The organism is Halovivax cerinus (assembly GCF_024498195.1).
GTDB classification, from domain to species: Archaea; Halobacteriota; Halobacteria; order Halobacteriales; family Natrialbaceae; genus Halovivax; species Halovivax cerinus.
In genome coordinates, this window is the sequence record NZ_CP101824.1 from 1,969,457 (window position 1) to 1,989,330 (window position 19,874).

Here is a 19,874-nt window from a genome sequence, read left to right on the forward strand (position 1 = left end):
CTCGCAGCTGGTCCTGCGGGATCCCCTCTCGTTCGCCCCGGCTCACTCCCCGGCGTGGCGGAACGCGTCCTCGACCGTCCCGACCACGCGCTCGAATCGGTCGCGAACCTCGTCCCCGATCGAGTCCAGCGCGGCCGAGTCGGTGAGCCCGACCAGTTCGGTCGCATCCACTGCGCTCACGGCGATCGATCCCTCGTCGGTTTCGTAGACCGCGACGTTGCAGGGGAGTAACGCCCCGAGCTCGATCTCTTCGTCCAGCCCATCGCGAGCGAGCGCCGGATTGCACGCCCCCAGAATTCGGTACTGGCGGAACTCCTCGTCGAGTTTCTTCGCGAACGTCGCTCGAACGTCGATGTCACAGAGGACACCGAACCCTTCCGATTCGAGCGCCTCGATCGTCTCGTCGACGACGTCGTCGAAGTCACTCTCCACGGTCGTCCGTATTGTGTAACCCATGCAATACAATTGTCGGCTGGATGGCTTAACGGTGTGGGTACGGACCCGCCGGTGTGCGACAGACCCCGACTGTCGTGGCGGAGCGGGTGGGACGACGGTCGCCACCGTACGCTGGATTCCGCCTCGTATTGCCTCGAAACCCACAGTTATGCCGCCGACGCCACTGGTGGCGTCCATGACGTTCAGCGTCTGCGTTCACGAACCCTACGAGGCCGACGAGGGCTGCGAGCACCACCGGTTCGGCGTCGCGGTGACGACGCGGCTGCCTGCTGTGGGCCGTCTCTGTCCGTTCGTCACCGAGAACGGAGCCATCGCCACACAGAGTCACGTGAACGTCGATCTCGGTCGCGACGGAATCGCCTACGTCGACGACGGCCTCGCGGTCGACGACGCGCTCCCCGCGTTACTCGCGGCAGACGACGGTGCACCACTGCGCCAGCTCCACGGCGTCGACGCCGAGACCACGTTCGTCTTCTCCGGCGACGAGTGCGGTCCTTGGTACGGACACCTCGATGGCGATCGCTACACCGTGGCCGGCAATCTGCTGGCCGGCGAATCCGTCGTCGAGGCCGTCGCCGAGACCTACGAGGCCCAGCGTGACGAGGACAGACCGCTCGAGGAACGCCTGATAGACGCCCTCGAGGCGGGTCAGGTCGAAGGCGGTGACAAACGCGAGGGCCTCTCCGTACAGAGCGCTGCACTGCTGGTCGAAGATACCGAAGCGTACGAGTTCGACCCCTCGACGCGCGACCTCCGGATCGACGCCAGTCGCCAACCGATCGCAGACCTCCGGGAGACGTACGAACTCGCCGCCGAGGCCCACGAGACGCTCCTCGAGCGGGTGGCGGAGCGTGACGAGGAGACGCCTTAGCCGACAGACGGATCGGGTGTAGCACCGATCACCCGCTGAACGTGTACAGGTCGTCGCCGACGAAGTGAAGCGAGTCGATTACCTTGCCGGAGTCGCCGAGCAGGTCGTCACTATCGACGCGCGAGCGACCGACGGCGAGCACCTTCTCGTGGGACTCCTCGGCGATCAGGACGAGATCCCCCTCGGTGACGTCGCCGCGGACGTCGGCGATACCGGGCCGCATCACGTCGGCGCCGTCGCTGACGAACGAGACGGCGCCGGCGTCGACGATGACGAGCCGATCGGACGGCTCGGTGGCGTTGGCTCCGCGGACGGTCAGGAACGGCTCCTCGTCGAAGTACGCGACCAGTGGCTCGCCGTCGACGAGGACGACCTCCCAGTCGGAATCTTCGAACTCGACCAGTTCGTAGGCGTCCCCGTCCAGATCGACGCCGAGACGGTCACCGACGGCCGTCTCGACCGCCGAGACGTCGTCGCTTCGGAGGTGGTGGCGCGATTTCACCTGCATACTCGCCCCTTCCGCGCGCGCCCATTTAACGAGTGAGGTTCGCCCCGAACGGAGTGGTTCGCCCCGAATCGGCTCGTCTCGCCGAGCGGGTCTCCGGACGAGCTTTTCGTCGCTCGGGGTCGAGAGAGGCGTATGGTCGCACTCCTCGGTGGCGACGGCACCGACCGCATCGAGGCGCTGACCGACGGGGTACTCGCCATCGTGCTCACGCTGCTCGTCTTGCAGTTCGAGGTGCCGGACGTGGACCCCTCGGCGCTCCCCGGCGCGCTGGCCGACCAGGAGACGCTGGCCGTCAGTTACGTGCTGAGCTTCGCCATCGTCGGTCTCTACTGGACGATTCACCACAATCTCTTCCGTGATATCGTCGAACACGATCGCCTCCTCCTGTGGCTCAACCTCGGCTTCTTGCTATCGATCTCCTTTCTCCCGTACCCGACGGAGGTGCTGGGCACGTACGGGACGACGTTCGCCTGGGTCCTGTACGCCGTTAATCTCTCGCTGGTCGGCATCACGCTGACCGCCGTCTGGGCGTACGCCGCCCACGCCGGGTTCACGTCCGACCGGATCGACGCCCGTCTCGCTCGCCTGATCACGATTCGCGGGCTCATCTCGCCGGCGACGTTCGCGCTCTCGATCGCCGTCGCCACCGTGAACCTCTCGCTCGCGTACGTCGTTCCCGCCCTCATTGCGCCGCTTCAACTACTCTGGGTCCGGTACTACGGGCGCGCGACCGAGGCACTGGAGCGGTGAGGGTCGAACCGCCACCGGCTCCAGCTGGCCGGTGCTGAATCGCTGCGGAGCGGAAATTGGTGGGTCGACCGCGTCGGGCAAACCACTATTCCGTCACCCGTGGTAGCCCGGCATCCGACACCCGAATGGCCACCGAGTACGTCTTTATCAGCGACCTTCACATGGGTGGCGAGGAGCAACTCACTACGCTCGACTGCGAGGCGGAACTCGTCTCGTTTCTCGCCGACCTCGAAGGACGCGGCGGCGACGTCGAACTGATCATCAACGGCGACGCGTTCGGTCTCTGGGAGTACGACGACGTGTCGGACCGGCCCGATACCGCGTCGAGTCCCGCGAAACTCGATCGAGTGATCGAGGACCACCCGCGCGTGTTCGAGCAGTTTCGCGCGACCGGCGAGGCGATCGATATCACGCTCATTCCGGGCAACCACGATTACGATCTCGCGTGCTCACAGTCCCACGTCGATCGGCTCGCTGCGTACAACATCTCGCTGGAGCCGGCCATCGCCATCACACGGGAGGTGGGTGATGCCCGAATCTGGATCGAACACGGCCAGCAACACGACTCGAACAACCGAATGCCGGACTGGGGCAACCCGGACGCGCTGCCGGTCGGGTACTTCGTCGTCCAGCGAATCGTCGACGCCGCGGGCCGCTACTCGGATCGTGCCAGGGGCAACTGGCTCCGGGACATCCAGTCGGTCACCCCGATGGAGGAGATCCCGCGCTGGCTCTTCTCGAACTACTTCTACCGGGAGATGAGTCCGGTCCTGCGGGCGATCGTCGTCCCGCTGTTGTTGTTCTTCAACATCACGCTGGTGTACCTGGTCGGGACCGTCTTAGAGAGCGTCGGCCTCGTCCCGCGGTGGCTGTTCACCGACAATCCCGTCGTTCACGCCCTCGGCGTCGCCGACATCGTCCTCGAACTCATCGTCTCCATCAACGTCGTGATCGTCGCGATCCTGCTGTTGCTCGCGGTCCCGCTGTGGTTTTTCAGACGGGATCTCAGACACACGCTCGGGCGATTCGGCGTCATGCTGTCCGGCGTTCGCGTCGGCCAGGGGGACGAACCGTTCCTGAACGCCGCGCACGCTGTCTTCGAGTCGCACCCCGACGTCGCCGTCTACGTTTACGGGCACACCCACCGCGCGTCGCTCACCCGGTGGGGCGACCGTGTCGTCGTCAACACCGGCACCTGGTTGAAGAAACTCCAGCACGTCGAGACCTGGTTTTCCCGGTTGCCGGGCGTGTATTACCCGACGTTTCGATTAACCGCGGTTCGCATCGTCGCCGAGGACGACCGGATCGTCGTCGAGTTCGACGAGATCGAGCGGGACGACCCGGCGGATCTCACGCGATTCCAGCGACTCGTCGCCCGCCACCCGCCGGCGCCGAATCCGATCCCCGACCGAACGGTGGTCGATCCCGACGGTCCCCTCGACGTGCCAGCGGACGATGACGACTGAACGCGACCGAAGCACCGTGCTGTACGGCCGCGGCCGATAGAAGTGCCGACGCGGTGGTCCGGCTCTGACCGGCCGGATGGCCACACGCCGGCTCCCGGGAAGATGGGCCTCGAAATCGTTGGGCTGCTCGAACGGGTCTAGAGGTCGGTTCGGTCGAAGCGCAGGTAGCCGACGAGGGGAAGCAGGACGATCCAGGCCAGCAGGACGATCGCGGCGAATTCGATGCCAGAACCGCTCCCAGCGAGCGCGATCGACTCGGCGGTCGATTCGGGAAGCGTCCGGACGAAGATCTCTTCGACGGCCAGGTTCGGCGACAGCGTCAGGACGTACTCCGTCCACCACGGCGAGGTGGCTGGCTGCTCGAACCCATTTAGCAGGTACGCGAGGCCCGAGGGAACGATTCGCCAGGCGAGGACGAACATGAGGTAGACGCTGAAGGTGGCGACCGAGGCCCACGATGGCGAGCGAACGCTCGCCGAGATGGCGATCCCGGCGGCCGTGTAGGCCAGTGCGAGCGCGAGCGAGACGAACAGGAACGTCATGTACGCCGCTCCGGGAACCGTCGCTCCCATGAGGACGACGACCATTCCACAGGCCCAGAGGCCGGCGACGATCACTGTCGCGACGACCAGAAATCGGCCCACGTACCCGCCGAGGACGAGGTCTCGACGGTGGTGGGGAAATCCAAGCAGGAGTTCCAGCTGGCCGTTGTGCCGGCGCTTGACGATGGTCTCGTAGGAGAGCATGAGCGCGACGGCTGGAATGATGTACGTGCCGAGCATTCCGATCAGCATGATCAACTCGTTCGGTGAGCCGAATCCATCGTTCACCGAGTTCGCGTGGATGTAGCCGAGCAGGCCGAACATCGCACCGAACAGGACGACCATTCCGTAGAGCTGGCGGTTCCGCCGGAGGTCGCCGATCTCCTTCTGGGCGATCAGCGTCCAGCTCATCGCTCACCCTCCGTGTAGGAGACGAAGAGATCTTCGAGCGACGTCTCCTCGGTGGTGAAGTCGCGGATCACCAGGCCGGCGTCACGCAGTTCGTCGAGGACGCCCAGCTTCGCCTCGCGGCGGCAGGTGACGACCAGTTCGTCTCCGCGCCGGCTGACGGCGTCGACTCCGTCGATCGACTCGACGACGGCGCCTGGTTCGGCGACGGATCGCTGGCCCGGATCCGCGGTCGCTCGTCGGCTCGACCCCGAGGTCGACGGCCCGACAGTCTCACTGGGAGTTCCAGTCGCCTCCGCCGTCGCGGTGCCACCGGGGCGTCCGGTTGGTTCGGTCGGTTTGGTCGCATCAGGATCGAGCGTCACGGTCAGTGTGCCCGTTGCGCCGACGCCGTCCCGAAGGCCGTCGATCGTGTCGACGGTGAGCAGTTGGCCGTCGCTCAAGATTCCGACGCGGTCGGCGACCGCCTCGACCTGTTCTAGGATGTGACTCGAGAAGAACACCGTCGCGCCCCGGTCGCACTCCTCGCGAACGATCTCGCGCATCGTCCGGACGCCGTGCGGATCGAGTCCCGTCGACGGTTCGTCGAGGATGAGCAGGTCAGGGTCGCCGACGAGCGCCGTCGCGAGGGTGAGCCGCTGGGCCATCCCCTTCGAGTAACCCGTCGCCAGGCGATCGGCGGCGTGGGCCACGTCGACGCGTTCGAGCAACTCGTCGGGATCGTCGTCGGCCGCGTTCGCCTCGATGGCGTACTCGACGTGCTGGCGTCCGGTCATCGTCTCGAAGGGGGCAAAGCCCTCGGGGAGAACGCCGGTCTCGCGTCGGACGGCGACGGGTTCGGTCGCCACGTCGTGGCCGAGGACCTCGACGTGGCCGTCGGTCGGGTGCGTATAGCGCAGGAGGATATCGATCGTCGTCGACTTGCCGGCCCCGTTCGGGCCGAGGAAGCCGAAGACCTCGCCGCGCTCGACGGTGAGGTCGATGCCGCGGAGGGCGGCGACGTCACCGTAGGTCTTCGTGACGCCGCTGAGTTGGATGGCGGCCATGGACGGTGGTTTCCGTCCCCAACGTGTAAGCGTTGCCATCAGTCTCTGTCGCCACAGTGAGACAGTGTGAGTCCGGGTCCCGACACGACTTTCACCCGGTCGCTCCAAGGAGGGGCTATGAGCGACGACGAACCGGTCGGCGGGGAGACGCCGGCCGCAGACGACGCCGAGAAAGCGGCCGCCGACGAAGTCGACGACGCGGCGACCGCGGACGACGGGACGGCCGAGACCGACGAGGCGGCCGACGCCCAGGCCGAAGCCGGCACGGCCGAGGGGCAGGGTCCCGTCCTGATCGACGAGGAGCTGGCCCGTCACCTGGATAACAAACGGGAGGAACTCTTCGAGAAGTTCGAGATCCGCGACGAGTTCCCCGAGGCGGTCAGACAGGAGGCCGAGGAACTGACGGGTGACGTCCAGGACGACATCGACGAAGCGATCGACGACCGGCGGGACCTGCGCGACCTGCCGACGTGGACGACGGACCCGATCGACGCCCAGGACTTCGACGACGCCATCTCCGTCGAAGAGCGCGAGGAGGAGTACGTGCTCTGGGTGCACATCGCGGACGTCACACACTACGTCAATCCCGAGACGGCGATGTGGGACGAAGCCGTCGAGCGCGGGAACACGGTCTATCTGCCGGGCTACACCATCCACATGCTACCGCCGATCCTCGCCGAATCGGTCTGCTCGCTCGTTCCCAACGAGGAGCGCTTCGCCCACACGGTCGAGATGCACCTGGACAAGGAGCATCTGGGCTACGAGTCGATCGACATCTACAAGTCCGTCATCGAGTCCGACGAGCGCCTCACCTACAGTCAGGCCGAGAACAGACTCGACGACCCGGACGCCCCGTTGCACGAGGAGAACGCGCTCGTCTACGAACTCGCCGACCAGATGCACGAACAGCGCAAGGAGGACGGTTCACTCGTCCTCAACCCCTCTCGCGATCGGGCCCACACCATCATCGAGGAGTGCATGCTGAAGGCCAACAAGGCCGTCACGCACACGCTCATGTGGGATCGCGGCGTGGAAGCGATGTACCGCGTCCACCCACAGCCGAGCCCCGACGAATGGTCGAAGGCGCTCCAGGAGATCCAGGAATTAGACGGCGTCTCGATCCCCGGCGACAAGTGGGACGACCCGCGAAAGGCCGTCAACGCCACTCTGGAGGAAGCGCCCGGCCGCCAGCTCGACAAGATCCAGTGGGCCGTGATGAAGGTGATGCCCCGCGCGAAGTACATGAACGACCCCTTCGGCGGCCACCACGCGCTCAATTTCGAGATCTACGGCCACTTCACCAGCCCCATCCGCCGACTCTCTGACCTGATCAACCACTGGATCGTCTACCAGAACGACGTTCCGGAGAACCTCGTCGCCCTCTGTGACCGCGCCAGTGACAAGCAGAAAGACGCCGAACAGTGCGAGCGCGAGTACAAACAGTTCCTCCAGGAGGTCGGCTTAGACCCGATGGCGGTCAACAATCGGGGTATCGAGGTCGTGGATTCAGCGGACGCTGAGACGACGATCTGACCAGTTTTCGGTATCGGTGTCGTCGCATCGTTCACACGGAGGGTCCCGCGAATGCTGGCGTCTGGCTGGTCGGTCGGTTGGGGATTCAATCGGTCACTGTCCGTACCGACTCAACGGCCACGCGACCTCGGAGGATGTTTTGCTGCGTGCCCTCCCCGACACCGGCTTTCTGTTATCTCATTTTTCGTTTAAGAACTCATCAATCCCACTCAACAGTCGCTGAATAGTTTCCGCTCCGGTGAACGGGTTCAGGAGGACAACTCGCAGCCATCGGCTGTCACGATATGTCGGTGCCGATACGAAGATGTCGTGCTCGGAGAGCAGCGTCTGTTGGAGTCGATCGTTCAGGTCGTCGCGCTCCTCCGGCGGACACCATTCTGGCACCGCCCGGAAGCAGACGAGGTTCAGTTCTGGCTTGCTGGCGAGTTCCAAACTGTCGTGCTCGACGATGCGGTCGCAAATCACGGTCGTCAGGCGATAGCCCTCGTCGATCAGCTGTTCGAGTCCGTCACGGCCGAGATGCTGAAAGGTAAGCCAGAGTTTCAGGATTTCTGCCCGTCGTGTCCCCTGCACGCTCAGTTCGCCGCGATTCGGGATTGCATCGTCGCCACGCATGTACGGGGCCCCGATCCGGAACTCCTCCTGCAGGACGTCGGCGTCCGCGAACAGCGACATCGCACAGGTCTTGGCGACGTAGCACCACTTCTGGGGGTTGAACGTCACCGAGTCGGCAGCGTCGATTCCATCGAGCCGGTCGCGTTCGGCGTCTGAGAACACGAGGGCCCCGCCGTAGGCCGCGTCGACGTGGAACCACAGATCGTGTTCGTCGGCGATATCCCGGATCGCTGGGAGCGGGTCGATGTTCCCCGTTGTCGTTGTCCCGGCTGTCGCGACGATACAGAACGGTGCGTTGCCGTTCCGTTTCGCCCGCTCGATCCGCTGGTCCAGCGCGGCCGGATCCATTCGAGAGTTGTCGTCCGTCTCGACCGGGATGACGGCCTCGGTCCCGAGTCCGAGCAGCATAGCGGCTTTCTGTAGCGACGTGTGTGCGACCTCCGACGCGAACAACACTGGCTTGCGATCGACACCGGCGAGCCCTTTCTTGTGCACGTCGAAGGCTTGATTCCGGGCGACCGAGAGGGCGTGGAGATTCGCCAGACTGCCGCCGCTTGAAAGCACCCCGCCGGCGTCAGGCCCGAGACCGAATTCGTCGGCGATTTGCTCGGTCAGCTGGACCTCGAGTTCGGAGAACACTGGTGACATCTCCACGCTCAGCATGTTGTTGTTGACTGCCGATGCGACGAGATCGCCCAACACGGAGACCGTCGTCGGCATCGTGTCCATGTGGCCGATGTATCCGGGATGGGCGGGATTCATCGAGTCAGTAACGATCGTCTCGAGGTCGTCGAGCACGTCATCCTGGGACCGTGACGAGTCCGGGATCGTATTCGAGGGGATGGTCGACCCCTCCGGCAACGGCGATCGGTTGTCGGCTGCTTCGAGTTGCTCGAGGAGTTGATCGATGACGTCCGCAGCGAGGTCACGGACGGCCGCAGCGTTGCCACCGCTCGGATCGATAAATCCCGCTTGCGGAATGGTGGACTGATTCACGTCTATCCACAGATCCGCAGTGAGTTTGAATATGTGGTCTCGTCGAACGAAATTGAGAGCCCCTCCGCAAATCCTGGAGTCCTCTTTCCACGCAGTCGCCGAGGGATCGATCGTACACCCTCGCAGCAGACACCGTCGAACGGTGTGTCAACAGGGTCGATACGGTCGGCTCGCGGACGAACCCTCCCCTCAGCGAAAGCGACCCAACAGCGAAGTGACGCTCGTCGCCTCCGCAGCGATGGCAAATCCGAGCAGACTCACGCAGGTTCCCCAGACGATACTGGCCGTTCCCGAGTTGGTGAGTGCGAGATCCACACCGCCGAAGACGAAGAACGCGGCAAGAAGCAGATACACACCCGTTGCAAGCGTCGCGAGCATCGCATCTTTCGTCGCGGCATAGACAGTGGCGTAGAGTGCCTCCTGGTCGAAACCAGGGGGCATACCACCGTCGGTGGCCGCTTTCTCTTTCGCGTCCATGTCCGTGGTTTTACTGACTACGAATATATACGTTTACCGCCGAGACCGATCTGAAACTAGTTAGTTGGCTCCTCACACTTCCGCGCGTCGACGCCCTCGGCAGTACGAGAATTCAACTCGGTGGCGACCGCCGTCGACCACTCATTTGAACACCGCACAAAACCGACTTCCGTTCGGACGAGAGTGCGCTGCACACCGTTTTCCGTTGTCGGACGAGTATTGGTCGATACCGGTGGGTGTATGCGTTTGAATTATTGCGTTTCGAACGACGTGAGTACCTCGTTCGTCGTGTACGTCTCGACCAGATTCTGTTCGTCGAAGTCAGCGTCATCGCTCCAGATCGCTGCCTCCTGATCGACCGCACACGCGAGATACAGGACATCGTCCGGATCGACGTCGCCGATCGCTGCTCGTGCCGGCTCGATGGCCGGATAAAATTCGTCGACGGAGACGACGTCGATATACTGGAACAGAAGATCGATAAACTGTTCGACTCTGCCGGGCTTCATTCCGGATTTTTCGACGATCAGCGCCTCGTAGTTCGCGACTTCGGTACGGACGAACGCGGGCGTCAACAGACTGGATTCGATCGTGACGAGGAGTTCCCGCGTCTTCGAATCCGCGATGAGTGCAGAAATGACCACGTTTGCGTCGACTACTAGCCTCATTCGCCGAATCTACGCCAATTCTTCTTCGGTGCGTTCCCGCCCACCTTCGTTGATCTTATCGGCGATTTCCTGCACGTCGCTTTCTGTGAGGTCGCTCTCGCTTGTGAGTTGGTCCATCACTTCGAGCGCGTCGACTTTTTCTTGGATTGCATGCCGCGTGACCGCACTCCAGTTGATCTCCGGATGTTCTTCCATTCGGTCTTTGAGGTCGTCGGTCACGTTGACCGTGATGCTCGGCATACAGGACTCTATGAACACACAGGATACTGTGCTTTTCGGTGCCTTCACTTTTCTACTCCTTTCACGGACGCTGCAGTAGTCGCTCCGTTCGGAGTCGCGACAGTGCATCCGATCCGGTTGTCCGACTCGATAGTTTCCCGCGGCGGTTCACAGCCCCTTCTCGTAGATGTACTCGCGCACCTCGCCGTCGCCGAGGACGCTCTCCTGCTCGCCGACCCGCTCGAAGCCCTGGGCCTCGTAGAACGAGACGCCGACGTCGTTGTCGGCGAGTACCTCGAGCCAGAGCGTCTCGAAGTGTGGACCGAGTTCGCGTTCGACACGTTCGAGGAGGCGACTTCCGATGCCCTCGCCCCAGACGCGCGGCCGTGCGTAGATCCGCGAGAGCTTCGCCGTGCCTGTGCGGTCCGGGTGTGGGCCGGCGTGGGCGAAGCCGACGATTTCCGACTCGGTTGTCGTCGACTCGTCGCCGTCTGTACCGGGTCGAGCGCTGTCGACGTGGGGGGCGTCGTCGCCGTTGGGTGAACCCACTCGCTCGAAGACGAGAAACGTCGCGTCGTCCCGGCCGGCGGCGTCCATGATAGTGTCGGCGAGCGAATCGAGTGCGTACCACCGGTCGATCGTCCGGTCGACCGTCTCGGCCCCGACGACGTCGTCGTAGGCGGCGTGCCAACTCTCGCGGGCGACGGCCTGCACGACCGCCCCGTCGTCCGGGCGGGCCACACGGACAGTGTCAGTCACACACTGCGATCTGCACGGCGGGGAAAAAAGCGTTCGCTCGGACGTAGTGGGGTGTCGTCTCGTCGAGACGGAGGGCCGTTCGAGTCGCGATCGACCGGATCGATTCCGATCGCGACGACCGATCCGTGCCGGCTGTTGGGAGCAGCCGACGCGAAGTCGTGTTATCGAAGCCGTGCGCCGACGGCGGTGAGCAGGCCGAACAGCGCGGCGATCGGCCCGAAGCCGGGCAGCGAGTCGGCGCCGGGGAGCGAACTGCCGCCCTCGGAGTCACCTGTGTCCTCGCCGGAGATGGTCATCGTCCGCTCGGAGAAGTGGTCGATCGCGACGGCAACTGTCGCCTCTCCCCGGGCTTCGTTCGTCGAGGTGACCATGTAGCGCGGCTCTTCGCCGGCCGCGCCGGCTTCGAGTTCGGACATCGTACTGGCCTTCGCGGCCGCCTCGCCGTCGACGGCGACCGAGAGGTCCTCGAACGAACCGACCGCCGCCTCGGAGACGGTCGTCAGGACGACCGTTCCCTTGCTAACAGAGCGGTCGATCGTGACCTCGACCTGGTTTGCCGCCTCGGTGCTCACTTCGGTCGTCGTCTCTTCGCTGTAGGTGACCGTCTCGCTCACGAGTTCGCCACCTCGCTGTTCGACGGCGAGTTCGGCCGCAGCCGAGCCGTTCGCGATGAGGGCCTCTTCGGCTTTCGCCTGGTCGTCTCGTTCCCCGTCGGCGTAGGAGCGGAAGACGAGCGTCGCGTCGCCCGGGTGATCCGCGGCGACGTTGCCGTCGTCGGTGACCGTCACCTCGCCGTCGCCGACGACGATGAACGCCCCGTCACGCTCGCCCGAATCGACGACGACCGTATCGCCCTCGTTCGACGCCGAGGCGCCGCTCGCGAGATCTGCTTCGACGACCTGCGAACTGCCACCCGCAGGGACGACGAGGTGGCCCTGCTGCGTGTCGTGCGCGGATAGCTCGGCGCCGCTCTGGGCGCTGATCGTCGCGCTGGTTTCTGTCTGGGCGGCCAGCGAGAGGCCGGCCCCGTCGATGTCCACGATCGCGCCGAGCCCGATGGCGCCACCGAGGCCGGTGTCGGACCGGGACTGCACGCGAACGTCGCTGAACGTCTCCTCGCCGTCGACGCTGTAATTCGCGATCGCGTCTCCGTCGACGGCGAAGTCGACGTGGGCACCAGCGTAGGTGTCGTTGGCTTGCGATTCCTCGGTCGCCATCACCGTTCCCGGGACGGCCATCGCGAACAGGCTCGTCACCAGGAGGAGGGATAGCACGGCGGCTGTCGTGCGGGTCATTGCGTCCGGGAGTGTCGTCGTCACGGAAAAACCCCTTCTGGCAAAACCGTCCACACGTCCCGAACTGCGTCCGCCGCGAGGGTCGAGACGGGTGGTGCCGTCTCACCGCGAAACCATCGGAACGCCGTCGGAGACGACCGATTCGACCTCGGACTGCGAAAGACGTGCCACGTCGCCCGGAATCGTTCGTTTGATCGCCGCCGTCGCGGCGGCGTACTCCAGCGAGCGCTGGACGTCGTTGCCGGCGAGTCGGCGGGCGAGGAACGCGCCGGTGAACGCGTCGCCCGCGCCGATCGGCTCGATCGTATCGGTCTCGAACGCGTCCTGGTCGTGGACGACGCTATCGTGCCAGGCGAGTGCGCCCTGACTCCCGCGCGTCACGACGACCGTCGTGAAGTCGAACTGCGAAGCCAGTTTGTGTGCGAGCTGGCGGTGGTCGCCCTCGAATCCCAGGACGGTCTTTGCGTCCCGAGCGGCGATGATCAGGACGTCGACGCCGGGAAAGAGTCCCGTCAGTGTCTCCTGGGCCTCCTGGGGCGACCAGAGCTTGCGTCGGTAGTTGACGTCGAGTGCGGTCGTCGTTCCGGCCTCTCGTGCCGCCTGGAGGAGGTATTTCGTCGTCTCACGCAGTTCCGGCGAGAGCGCTGGCGTGATACCGGACGTAAAGAAGACGCGGGCGTCGCGTAGCTGATCGAGATTGAGCTCGTCCGGTGTCGCCGTCGTGACGGCGCTCCCCTCACGGTCGTAGACGACGTTCGACCCGCGGGGATCCCCACCCGTCTCGAGGTAGTAGGTGCCGACCCGGCCGGTGCGACTCCAGGCGACGTCGGTCCGGATGCCGTACTGGTGTAACTCTCCGACGACGCGCTTGCCGAGGGGCGTCTCCGGGAGCTTCGACAGCCAGGTCGAGACGGCGCCCAGCCGTTCTGCCGCGACGGCGACGTTACTCTCCGAACCTGCGGCCTGCACCTCGAAGGAGGTCGCTGCCTCGAGGCGGTTGTCTCCCGGCGGTGAGAGTCGGAGCAACGACTCGCCGAACGTGACGAGATCGCTCATCGCACCCTCGGCACCCGCCGGCGGGGCACCCTCGTCCGCGTGTGGTAGTCACTCATAGGCGGTGCCACGAGAGGACGTGTCATAAGTGGTGGCCTTTCTGTACCGACGGCGACGGAGGATAGCCGCCCTTGTGCCGATTCAACGACCCCTATCTCGTGCTGAATGTCTGATCTTTACAATCGGCTACTCCACCCTCGCGCTCAGTGTGACACGCCGGTCGCCCGATTCGCGTCTCAGGTCGCCGTTACGAGGTAGTCAGTGGTGTCGGCGCCATCGGTATCGGAGTCGTCGGTTTCCGGCGTCGGCTCACACACTAGATCGTATCCGAACGCGCCGAGCAGCGACAGGCTCGCCTCGACGTGGTCGGTGACGGCCGGGATCCGGACGCGTCCGCCGGCGAGTGCGAGCGGGACGAGCAGCTGGTCGGCGAGGTGTCGATCTACCGGGGTCGCCCCCGAAACGAGACGAATCGCGGCGGCTGCCGCCTCCTCGCCGACTCGCTCCGCCGGCTTCCCCCGCTCGCCGAGGCCGTCGGTTCCCGCGATTCCGGTCTCGAAGTCGAGCCGACAGCCGATGGCCGACCCGGGCGAGTCGCTTTGCGCGGTCGTCACCACGCGCTCGGTGACGAGATCGTCGTCCCGCCCAGTATCGACCGCTCCCTCCAGCCGATCCATCGCCGCCTGTAACTGGCGCTCGGCGACGTATCGATCGGCGAGCGAGGCGGATTCGGTCGAGTAGAGGCGCACCCCGCGGAGTGGTCCGCGTTCGCCGAGTCGGATCGGGTCCAGACGCGAGGGCGCGAGGTGCAGCGTCACCTCCCCGCCGCCCGCGGGATAGAAGCCGCGCCGGTCGACCGAGAGGGCAGCCTGCAGTCCGAATCGCCGCAGTAGTGGTAGCTTGACGCGGCGGTAGTAGTCGAGCGTCGGCGACCACGTCACGTCCGTCCCGCCGGTGGCGGTGAGGGTGAGCGGGCTGGCGAGCCGCGTCGCGAGCGGGAGGACGGCGTCGAACAGGAGAGTGACGCTACCGGCGGTCCCGATGTCGACTGCGTACGTGCCACCCGGAATGTCGTCGGGTGGCGTTTCGGACTCAGTCTCGCCGAAATCGCCGGCTTCCCACTCGTCCCCGTCGTCCTCTCGTCCGGGATCGTCGGCGGTTTCGGCAGGGACGTCGACGGTTTCGGCAGGGACGTCGACGGTCCGTCTGGGATCGAACGTTACCGTCTCGCTTCCGATGTCGAGGGTCGTTCCGTCCGCTCCGTAGCCAGCCGAGCCGTCCGCTCCGGTGACGTCCGCGTCGCAGATTGCTGCCATCGTCTCGACGACGGCGAGATGTTGTGGTCGCAGACCGGGCGTCGATCGGTCGCCACGGACGTTTTCGATCCGAACGGCGCATCCCTGTATTCCGGCGAGTGACAGCGCCGATCGCAGGAACTGCCCGCCTGCGTCGGTCCCGTCGAGTTCGAGCATACACGGGCGTTCGGGGGCGGGCGGTATCGGTGTGTGGGTTCGTTCGGACCGGCCGAATTCGGATGTTCTACCCGCCGTGGCCCGGGTAATCTCGCTCGAAGCGCTCCTCGATCTCCGTCTCGTCTACGTGGACGATCACGGGACGGCCGTGCGGGCAGGCGTAGGGATTCCGGCAGTCGTCTAAGGCGTCGAGCAATTCGCGCACCGACCCTTCGTGAAGCGACGTGTTTCCGGTGATCGAGGGATAACACGCGAGGTCGCCGAGGAACTCGTCGGCCATCGTATCGACGGTTTCGGCACCGGTTGCGCCGTCGCCGGTCACGATCGCGGCGAGCACGTCTCTGAGCTGGGCGGGGTCGAGCGTCTGGTCGAAGACGGCCGGGACCGCCGTCACGGCGACGGTACGCTTGTCGACGCGGTCGGCCCGGAAGCCGAGTTGCGTGAGGGCCTCGGCCACGTCCGCGAACGCGGCCGATTCGGCCGCCGTCAACTCGAGTTCGACGGGATCGGCGAGCGCCTGCGCGGCCGGATTCTCGGCGACGGCCCGCTGCAGTCGCTCGTAGTTCACCCGCTCGTCGGCCGCGTGCTGATCGATCAGCGCCAGCCCGTCGGGCGTCTCACAGACGAGATAGGTGTCGTGGAGTTGTCCGATGACGCGCAGCGGCGGGAGCGTCTCGTACTCGCTCTCGATCTCGGCGACGTCGCCGTCTAACGTTCGCTGGTCGCTCGTAACGGCGAACTTCCGAGACGGCTCGGCGAGTGATCGTGAGTCGCCCTCGGAACCGCCCGTCGGCGTCGAGGTGTCGGTGCCGTCTGTCGGTGCTGTAGAACCGGAACCGTCCGTCGGTGCCGTAGAACTGGAATCGCCTGTCGGCGTCGGGGAACCGGAATCGCCCGTCGGCCCCGGGGAACTGGAATCGATCGACGATCCGGCGTCGGGTGAGTTGTCGACGTCCACTGCAGTGTCGGCCGGAGAGTCGGGTCGACTGCCCTGGGTTCCGCGTGCCGATTCCGACCGTCGGCCGTCCGCAGTCACGGTTCCGTCCGTCCCCGTACTCTTCGCTACCACGTCGGTCCCGTCTCCGCGGTCTCGACTCGCTGCGTCTGCGTCGTGCACTGAGGCCGTCTCGCTCTCTGAGACGGTCTCGCCGCGTCCTGCCTCGTCCTCGGGCACTACGACTCCATCACTGGAGCGCGTCGGATCCGTGTCCGTACGGTGGGACGCCGATTCGGGCTCTACGGTCGCTTCGTCGGGTTTCGACCGCCCACGCGGTGCGCCCGATCGGAGGAGGCCGTGGTCGAGCAGCGCGGATTCGACGGCCGAATCGACCTGTCGACGGACGGCGTCGGCGTCGTCGAAGCGGACCTCGCGCTTGCGCGGGTGGACGTTGACGTCGACAGCCTCGCCCGGGACGGAGAGAAAGCAGACGACGAAGGGGTAGCGGTCGGTTCCGAGCTGGGTGCCGTAGGCGCCCACGATCCCGTCGCGGATGGCGTCGGCGGTGATCGCGCGGCCGTTGACGTACGTGGCGAGGTACTCCCGCGTCGAGCGATTGGTCTCGGGGTGGGAGACGAGGCCCGAGACGGACTCGACGGGCCCCGTCGGGAGGTCGTCGCCGCTCGCCTCGACGGGGATCATCGAGGCGGCGACCTCGCGACCGTAGACCGAAAGCACCGCGGCCTGGAGGTCGCCCTGCCCGGTCGTCGCGAACACCTCGCGGCCGTCGTGGGTCAGCGAGATCGCCACGTCCGGGTTCGCCAGGGCGTACCGGGTCACCACTCGGTTGACGTGGGCGAACTCCGTGGCTTTCGTCTTGAGGAACTTCCGCCGCGCGGGCGTGTTGTAGAAGAGGTCGGTCACCTCGACCGACGTTCCCTCGGGGCAGCCGACGGGGCCGACGCTCGTCACTTCGCCGCCCTCGTAGACGAGTTCGGTGCCGGTGGCGTCGGTTCCCGTCGTCTCGGTCGCGCTGCCTCCATCACCGTTCGCCCGCGGTCGACTCCGGATGCGCAGTCGCGAGACTGAGCCGATGGTGTGTAACGCTTCGCCCCGGAATCCCAGCGTGGTGACGCCGCCCTCCAGGTCCTCTAGATCGGCGATCTTGCTCGTCGTGTGCTGGCGGACCGCGGCCCGGAGGTCGGCCTCGCTCATCCCCAGTCCGTCGTCGGCCACGCGGATCAGTTCCGTCCCGCCCGCCTCGACGGTGACGTCGATCCGGGTCGCGTCGGCGTCGAGGCTGTTCTCGACGAGTTCCTTCACCGCGCTCGCGGGCCGCTCGACGACCTCGCCGGCGGCGATCCTGGCGACCGTGTCCTCGTCGAGCCGGTGGATGTCGGTGTCTCCGTCCATTGGTGAAGCCGAGTCTGAAGTTGGTTGGTCGGCTACCCCTATGAGTGTGTTCACTCCGGTGCGATCCACCCGGAACGGCGTCTACTCTTTCGCCCAAAACGGTTCCGACACGTCAAGATGTGACTCACTCACGCTAGAAACAGTTACTTCGGTACGATCCTATTCGAAGTCAATGATCGACTCGGCACTCGCGGGGCTGATGGGGGTCTTCACGGACGTCCCGCCCTGGCAGACCACCACGCTGCTGATTGGCGCCTCGCTCGCCGTCGCTCTGGCACTGGAATTCCTCGTCCTTCGGGGTTTGCTCCGCCTCTCGAAGCGGACGGAGACCAAGTACGACAACATCCTCGTGAGCGAACTCAGGTTGCCGCTCGTGGTGACCGCGGCCCTCGCCGGCGTGTTCGTGCTCACACAGGTCGAGTCCGTCCGCGAGAACGTCCTCTTCGATCCGGGGCAGCTTCAGACGTTCTTCGGTAACCCGTCGCTCTCGGTCATCGTCCTCGCGTGGGCGGTCGCGGCCAACCGGCTGGTGAATCGAATCGTCGAGACGGTCAACGACGAGCACTCCCGCTTCGACTTCGCGCCGGTCTTCTCGAACGTGTGGACGCTCGTGGTCGTCGGCGGGACCGTCGTCGTCCTGCTCTCGGTCTGGGGATACAGCATCTCGCCGCTGCTGGGCGCAGCCGGGGTCGCCGGCATCGCGGTCGGGTTCGCCGCCCGGGACACCGTCGCCAACTTCTTCGGCGGGATCGCATTGTACTTCGACGACACGTACAAGATCGGCGACTTCGTCGAACTCGACACGGGGGAGACGGGAACGGTCGTGAAAGTCGGCGTCCGGTCGACGACGCTCATGATGCGCGACGAGGTCCTCGTCACCGTTCCGAACTCGGTCCTGAACGCCACGCGCATCATCAACCACTCCGGCCCGCAGCGACGGCGCCGGCTCAAAGTCCCGATCGGGGTCGCCTACGGCACCGATATCGACGCGTTCGAGGAACTGGCCCTCGCCATCGCCGACGAGGAGGCGCTCGTTCTCGACTCCCCGAAACCCCGGATGCGGTTTCGTGCGTTCGGCGACTCGGCGCTCGAGTACGAGTTGCTGTGCTGGGTCGGCTCGCCCACGCGCGTCAAGAAGGCCCACCACGAACTCAACCGGGAGATATACAAGCGACTGCTGGACACGGGGATCGAGATCCCGTACCCGAAGCGGGACGTCCACGTCGTCTCCGAGGAGTCGCCGGACGAGACGGCTGAACCGAACCACGAGTCCGGCCTGACGGTATCGCACGACGACGCGACGACGGGCGGCGCCTGATTTCCACGAAGACGCCGCGAAGTTGGCGCGCAACGGACTGGCCGGCGAAACCCCGGCCACGCTACAGCGATGTGGTGAATTCAGTGGCATGGTGACTGTCACGACCGCACCCAACAGACGCTTTGTCGCTCGTCGTGGGAGGCAGACCCGACCCATGGGTGACATCGACGTCGCGATCGGAGTCGACGCGGACTGCGTCGCCGGCTGGCTCGGTTCCTACGGAGGCGCGGACTCGCCGGCGGACCTCTCACGCGGGCTCGCGGCCGGAAACGAGGGCATTCCGCGGATGCGGACGCTCTTTGACGGGGAAGGAATCGACACGTCGTGGTACGTTCCCGGCCACACGCTGGAGACGTTTCGCGACGAAATCGAGGCGGTGGCCGCGGGGGGCCACGAACTCGGGGTGCACGGCTACTCTCACGAGAACCCCACCGACCTCTCGCGCGAACAGGAAGATGAGATTCTCGCGGTTTCGATCGAACTGATCGAGGACGTCACCGGCGAGGCGCCCGTCGGCCACCGGGCGTCGTGGTGGGAGTTCAGCGAGAACACGCCGGAACTCGTCCAGAAGCACGGGTTCGACTACGACAGCAGCCTGATGGAGCGGATGTTCGAACCGGGCTGGATGCGCGAGGGAGACAGCTGGGAAAAGATCGACTACGAGGAGGACCCAGACAGCTGGATGACGCCCTACGAGTACGGCGAGGAGACGGACGTCGTCGAGATCCCGATCAGCTGGTACCGCGACGACATCCCGCCGATGCTGTTCATCAAGCAGCCGATCTACCACGCCGGCTACACGGACCCAGAGATGATGTACGAACAGTACTACAAACGCCAGTTCGACTTCCTCGCCGACCGCCGCGGCGCCGGCGTCTACACATTCACCATCCACCCGGACATCCACGGCCTCCCCCACATGATCCCGCTGCTTCAGGACTTCATTCGGTACGTGAAGGGCCACGACGACGCCTCGTTCGTCACGCTGGAGACGATCGCCGAGACGTTCCGCGACGACCCGTCGGTCTACGAGAGTGAGACCGACTACGTCTAGTCGATCGTCCGGACACTA

At 65.3% G+C, this 19,874-nt stretch carries 19 protein-coding genes; 6 read left to right on the top strand and 13 right to left on the bottom strand.

The window, feature by feature from the left end; translation table 11 throughout:
• Positions 1 to 42: 42 nt before the first annotated feature.
• A complete protein-coding gene (locus tag NO366_RS09070) occupies positions 43 to 456 on the bottom strand; it encodes a DUF302 domain-containing protein (protein WP_256530472.1) in 414 nt (137 codons plus the stop codon).
• 175 nt (positions 457 to 631) lie between these two features.
• Here NO366_RS09070 and NO366_RS09075 point away from each other — a divergent pair, with 175 nt between their 5' ends.
• Positions 632 to 1,327, top strand: coding sequence for a DUF1028 domain-containing protein (locus NO366_RS09075; protein ID WP_256530473.1), 696 nt, complete (start codon positions 632 to 634; stop codon positions 1,325 to 1,327).
• Between the two features lie 28 nt (positions 1,328 to 1,355).
• On the opposite strand, the gene NO366_RS09080 is transcribed toward NO366_RS09075, so the two are convergent.
• On the bottom strand, positions 1,356 to 1,835 hold the full coding sequence (locus NO366_RS09080; protein ID WP_256530474.1) for an RNA-binding protein: 480 nt from the start codon (positions 1,833 to 1,835) through the stop codon (positions 1,356 to 1,358).
• A 132-nt stretch (positions 1,836 to 1,967) separates the two neighbouring features.
• On the opposite strand from NO366_RS09080, the gene NO366_RS09085 reads away from it, so the two are divergent.
• Positions 1,968 to 2,585, top strand: a complete 618-nt coding sequence (locus NO366_RS09085) for a TMEM175 family protein (protein WP_256530475.1) — start codon at positions 1,968 to 1,970, stop codon at positions 2,583 to 2,585.
• A gap of 125 nt (positions 2,586 to 2,710) precedes the next feature.
• Positions 2,711 to 4,051, top strand: a complete 1,341-nt coding sequence (locus NO366_RS09090; protein ID WP_256530476.1) for a metallophosphoesterase — start codon at positions 2,711 to 2,713, stop codon at positions 4,049 to 4,051.
• A gap of 137 nt (positions 4,052 to 4,188) precedes the next feature.
• Here the strand turns inward: NO366_RS09090 and NO366_RS09095 are convergent, their stop codons facing one another.
• Together NO366_RS09095 and NO366_RS09100 are read right to left on the bottom strand one after the other, a co-directional pair.
• The gene (locus NO366_RS09095; RefSeq protein ID WP_256530477.1) at positions 4,189 to 5,004 is read right to left on the bottom strand and encodes an ABC transporter permease; all 816 of its coding nucleotides are present in this window, start codon (positions 5,002 to 5,004) and stop codon (positions 4,189 to 4,191) included.
• On the bottom strand, positions 5,001 to 6,047 hold the full coding sequence (locus NO366_RS09100) for an ABC transporter ATP-binding protein (RefSeq protein ID WP_256530478.1): 1,047 nt from the start codon (positions 6,045 to 6,047) through the stop codon (positions 5,001 to 5,003). Before NO366_RS09100 ends, NO366_RS09095 begins: the two co-directional genes overlap by 4 nt.
• A 117-nt stretch (positions 6,048 to 6,164) precedes the next feature.
• On the opposite strand from NO366_RS09100, the gene NO366_RS09105 reads away from it, so the two are divergent.
• Positions 6,165 to 7,580: an RNB domain-containing ribonuclease gene (locus tag NO366_RS09105; protein WP_256530479.1), complete on the top strand. Its 1,416-nt coding sequence runs from the start codon at positions 6,165 to 6,167 to the stop codon at positions 7,578 to 7,580.
• A 177-nt stretch (positions 7,581 to 7,757) separates the two neighbouring features.
• Here the strand turns inward: NO366_RS09105 and NO366_RS09110 are convergent, their stop codons facing one another.
• The 9 genes from NO366_RS09110 to mutL all read right to left on the bottom strand — a co-directional run bounded on the left by NO366_RS09110 (position 7,758) and on the right by mutL (position 17,484).
• Positions 7,758 to 9,191 carry a pyridoxal phosphate-dependent decarboxylase family protein gene (locus NO366_RS09110; protein WP_256530480.1) on the bottom strand — a complete coding sequence of 478 codons (1,434 nt, stop codon included), beginning with the start codon at positions 9,189 to 9,191 and terminating at the stop codon, positions 7,758 to 7,760.
• Between the two features lie 189 nt (positions 9,192 to 9,380).
• A complete protein-coding gene (locus NO366_RS09115; RefSeq protein WP_256530481.1) occupies positions 9,381 to 9,668 on the bottom strand; it encodes a hypothetical protein in 288 nt (95 codons plus the stop codon).
• Between the two features lie 251 nt (positions 9,669 to 9,919).
• Entirely contained in the window at positions 9,920 to 10,336 is a 417-nt protein-coding gene (locus tag NO366_RS09120; RefSeq protein ID WP_256530482.1) for a PIN domain-containing protein, read from the bottom strand.
• 9 nt (positions 10,337 to 10,345) lie between these two features.
• A complete protein-coding gene (locus NO366_RS09125; protein WP_256530483.1) occupies positions 10,346 to 10,576 on the bottom strand; it encodes a hypothetical protein in 231 nt (76 codons plus the stop codon).
• Positions 10,577 to 10,723: 147 nt separating this feature from the next.
• The gene (locus NO366_RS09130) at positions 10,724 to 11,314 is read right to left on the bottom strand and encodes a GNAT family N-acetyltransferase (protein ID WP_256530484.1); all 591 of its coding nucleotides are present in this window, start codon (positions 11,312 to 11,314) and stop codon (positions 10,724 to 10,726) included.
• A 161-nt stretch (positions 11,315 to 11,475) separates the two neighbouring features.
• On the bottom strand, positions 11,476 to 12,609 hold the full coding sequence (locus NO366_RS09135) for a hypothetical protein (protein ID WP_256530485.1): 1,134 nt from the start codon (positions 12,607 to 12,609) through the stop codon (positions 11,476 to 11,478).
• Between the two features lie 102 nt (positions 12,610 to 12,711).
• Complete coding sequence (kdgK1, locus tag NO366_RS09140) at positions 12,712 to 13,665, bottom strand: bifunctional 2-dehydro-3-deoxygluconokinase/2-dehydro-3-deoxygalactonokinase (RefSeq protein ID WP_256530486.1); 954 nt, start codon at positions 13,663 to 13,665, stop codon at positions 12,712 to 12,714.
• Positions 13,666 to 13,898: 233 nt separating this feature from the next.
• On the bottom strand, positions 13,899 to 15,134 hold the full coding sequence (gene rtcA, locus NO366_RS09145) for an RNA 3'-terminal phosphate cyclase (RefSeq protein WP_256530487.1): 1,236 nt from the start codon (positions 15,132 to 15,134) through the stop codon (positions 13,899 to 13,901).
• A gap of 67 nt (positions 15,135 to 15,201) precedes the next feature.
• Complete coding sequence (gene mutL, locus NO366_RS09150) at positions 15,202 to 17,484, bottom strand: DNA mismatch repair endonuclease MutL (protein ID WP_256530488.1); 2,283 nt, start codon at positions 17,482 to 17,484, stop codon at positions 15,202 to 15,204.
• A gap of 172 nt (positions 17,485 to 17,656) precedes the next feature.
• Here mutL and NO366_RS09155 point away from each other — a divergent pair, with 172 nt between their 5' ends.
• A complete protein-coding gene (locus tag NO366_RS09155; RefSeq protein ID WP_256530489.1) occupies positions 17,657 to 18,802 on the top strand; it encodes a mechanosensitive ion channel family protein in 1,146 nt (381 codons plus the stop codon).
• A gap of 154 nt (positions 18,803 to 18,956) precedes the next feature.
• Positions 18,957 to 19,856, top strand: coding sequence for a polysaccharide deacetylase family protein (locus NO366_RS09160; protein WP_256530490.1), 900 nt, complete (start codon positions 18,957 to 18,959; stop codon positions 19,854 to 19,856).
• Positions 19,857 to 19,874: the final 18 nt, after the last annotated feature.

Bases quoted from the DNA above. Each gene is read 5' to 3' on its own strand.
- NO366_RS09070 (WP_256530472.1), bottom strand. From the start codon at position 456: ATGGGTTACACAATACGGACGACCGTGGAGAGTGACTTCGACGACGTC.
- NO366_RS09075 (WP_256530473.1), top strand. From the start codon at position 632: ATGACGTTCAGCGTCTGCGTTCACGAACCCTACGAGGCCGACGAGGGC.
- NO366_RS09080 (WP_256530474.1), bottom strand. From the start codon at position 1,835: ATGCAGGTGAAATCGCGCCACCACCTCCGAAGCGACGACGTCTCGGCG.
- NO366_RS09085 (WP_256530475.1), top strand. From the start codon at position 1,968: ATGGTCGCACTCCTCGGTGGCGACGGCACCGACCGCATCGAGGCGCTG.
- NO366_RS09090 (WP_256530476.1), top strand. From the start codon at position 2,711: ATGGCCACCGAGTACGTCTTTATCAGCGACCTTCACATGGGTGGCGAG.
- NO366_RS09095 (WP_256530477.1), bottom strand. From the start codon at position 5,004: ATGAGCTGGACGCTGATCGCCCAGAAGGAGATCGGCGACCTCCGGCGG.
- NO366_RS09100 (WP_256530478.1), bottom strand. From the start codon at position 6,047: ATGGCCGCCATCCAACTCAGCGGCGTCACGAAGACCTACGGTGACGTC.
- NO366_RS09105 (WP_256530479.1), top strand. From the start codon at position 6,165: ATGAGCGACGACGAACCGGTCGGCGGGGAGACGCCGGCCGCAGACGAC.
- NO366_RS09115 (WP_256530481.1), bottom strand. From the start codon at position 9,668: ATGGACGCGAAAGAGAAAGCGGCCACCGACGGTGGTATGCCCCCTGGT.
- NO366_RS09120 (WP_256530482.1), bottom strand. From the start codon at position 10,336: ATGAGGCTAGTAGTCGACGCAAACGTGGTCATTTCTGCACTCATCGCG.
- NO366_RS09125 (WP_256530483.1), bottom strand. From the start codon at position 10,576: ATGCCGAGCATCACGGTCAACGTGACCGACGACCTCAAAGACCGAATG.
- NO366_RS09135 (WP_256530485.1), bottom strand. From the start codon at position 12,609: ATGACCCGCACGACAGCCGCCGTGCTATCCCTCCTCCTGGTGACGAGC.
- kdgK1 (WP_256530486.1), bottom strand. From the start codon at position 13,665: ATGAGCGATCTCGTCACGTTCGGCGAGTCGTTGCTCCGACTCTCACCG.
- rtcA (WP_256530487.1), bottom strand. From the start codon at position 15,134: ATGCTCGAACTCGACGGGACCGACGCAGGCGGGCAGTTCCTGCGATCG.
- mutL (WP_256530488.1), bottom strand. From the start codon at position 17,484: ATGGACGGAGACACCGACATCCACCGGCTCGACGAGGACACGGTCGCC.
- NO366_RS09155 (WP_256530489.1), top strand. From the start codon at position 17,657: ATGATCGACTCGGCACTCGCGGGGCTGATGGGGGTCTTCACGGACGTC.
- NO366_RS09160 (WP_256530490.1), top strand. From the start codon at position 18,957: ATGGGTGACATCGACGTCGCGATCGGAGTCGACGCGGACTGCGTCGCC.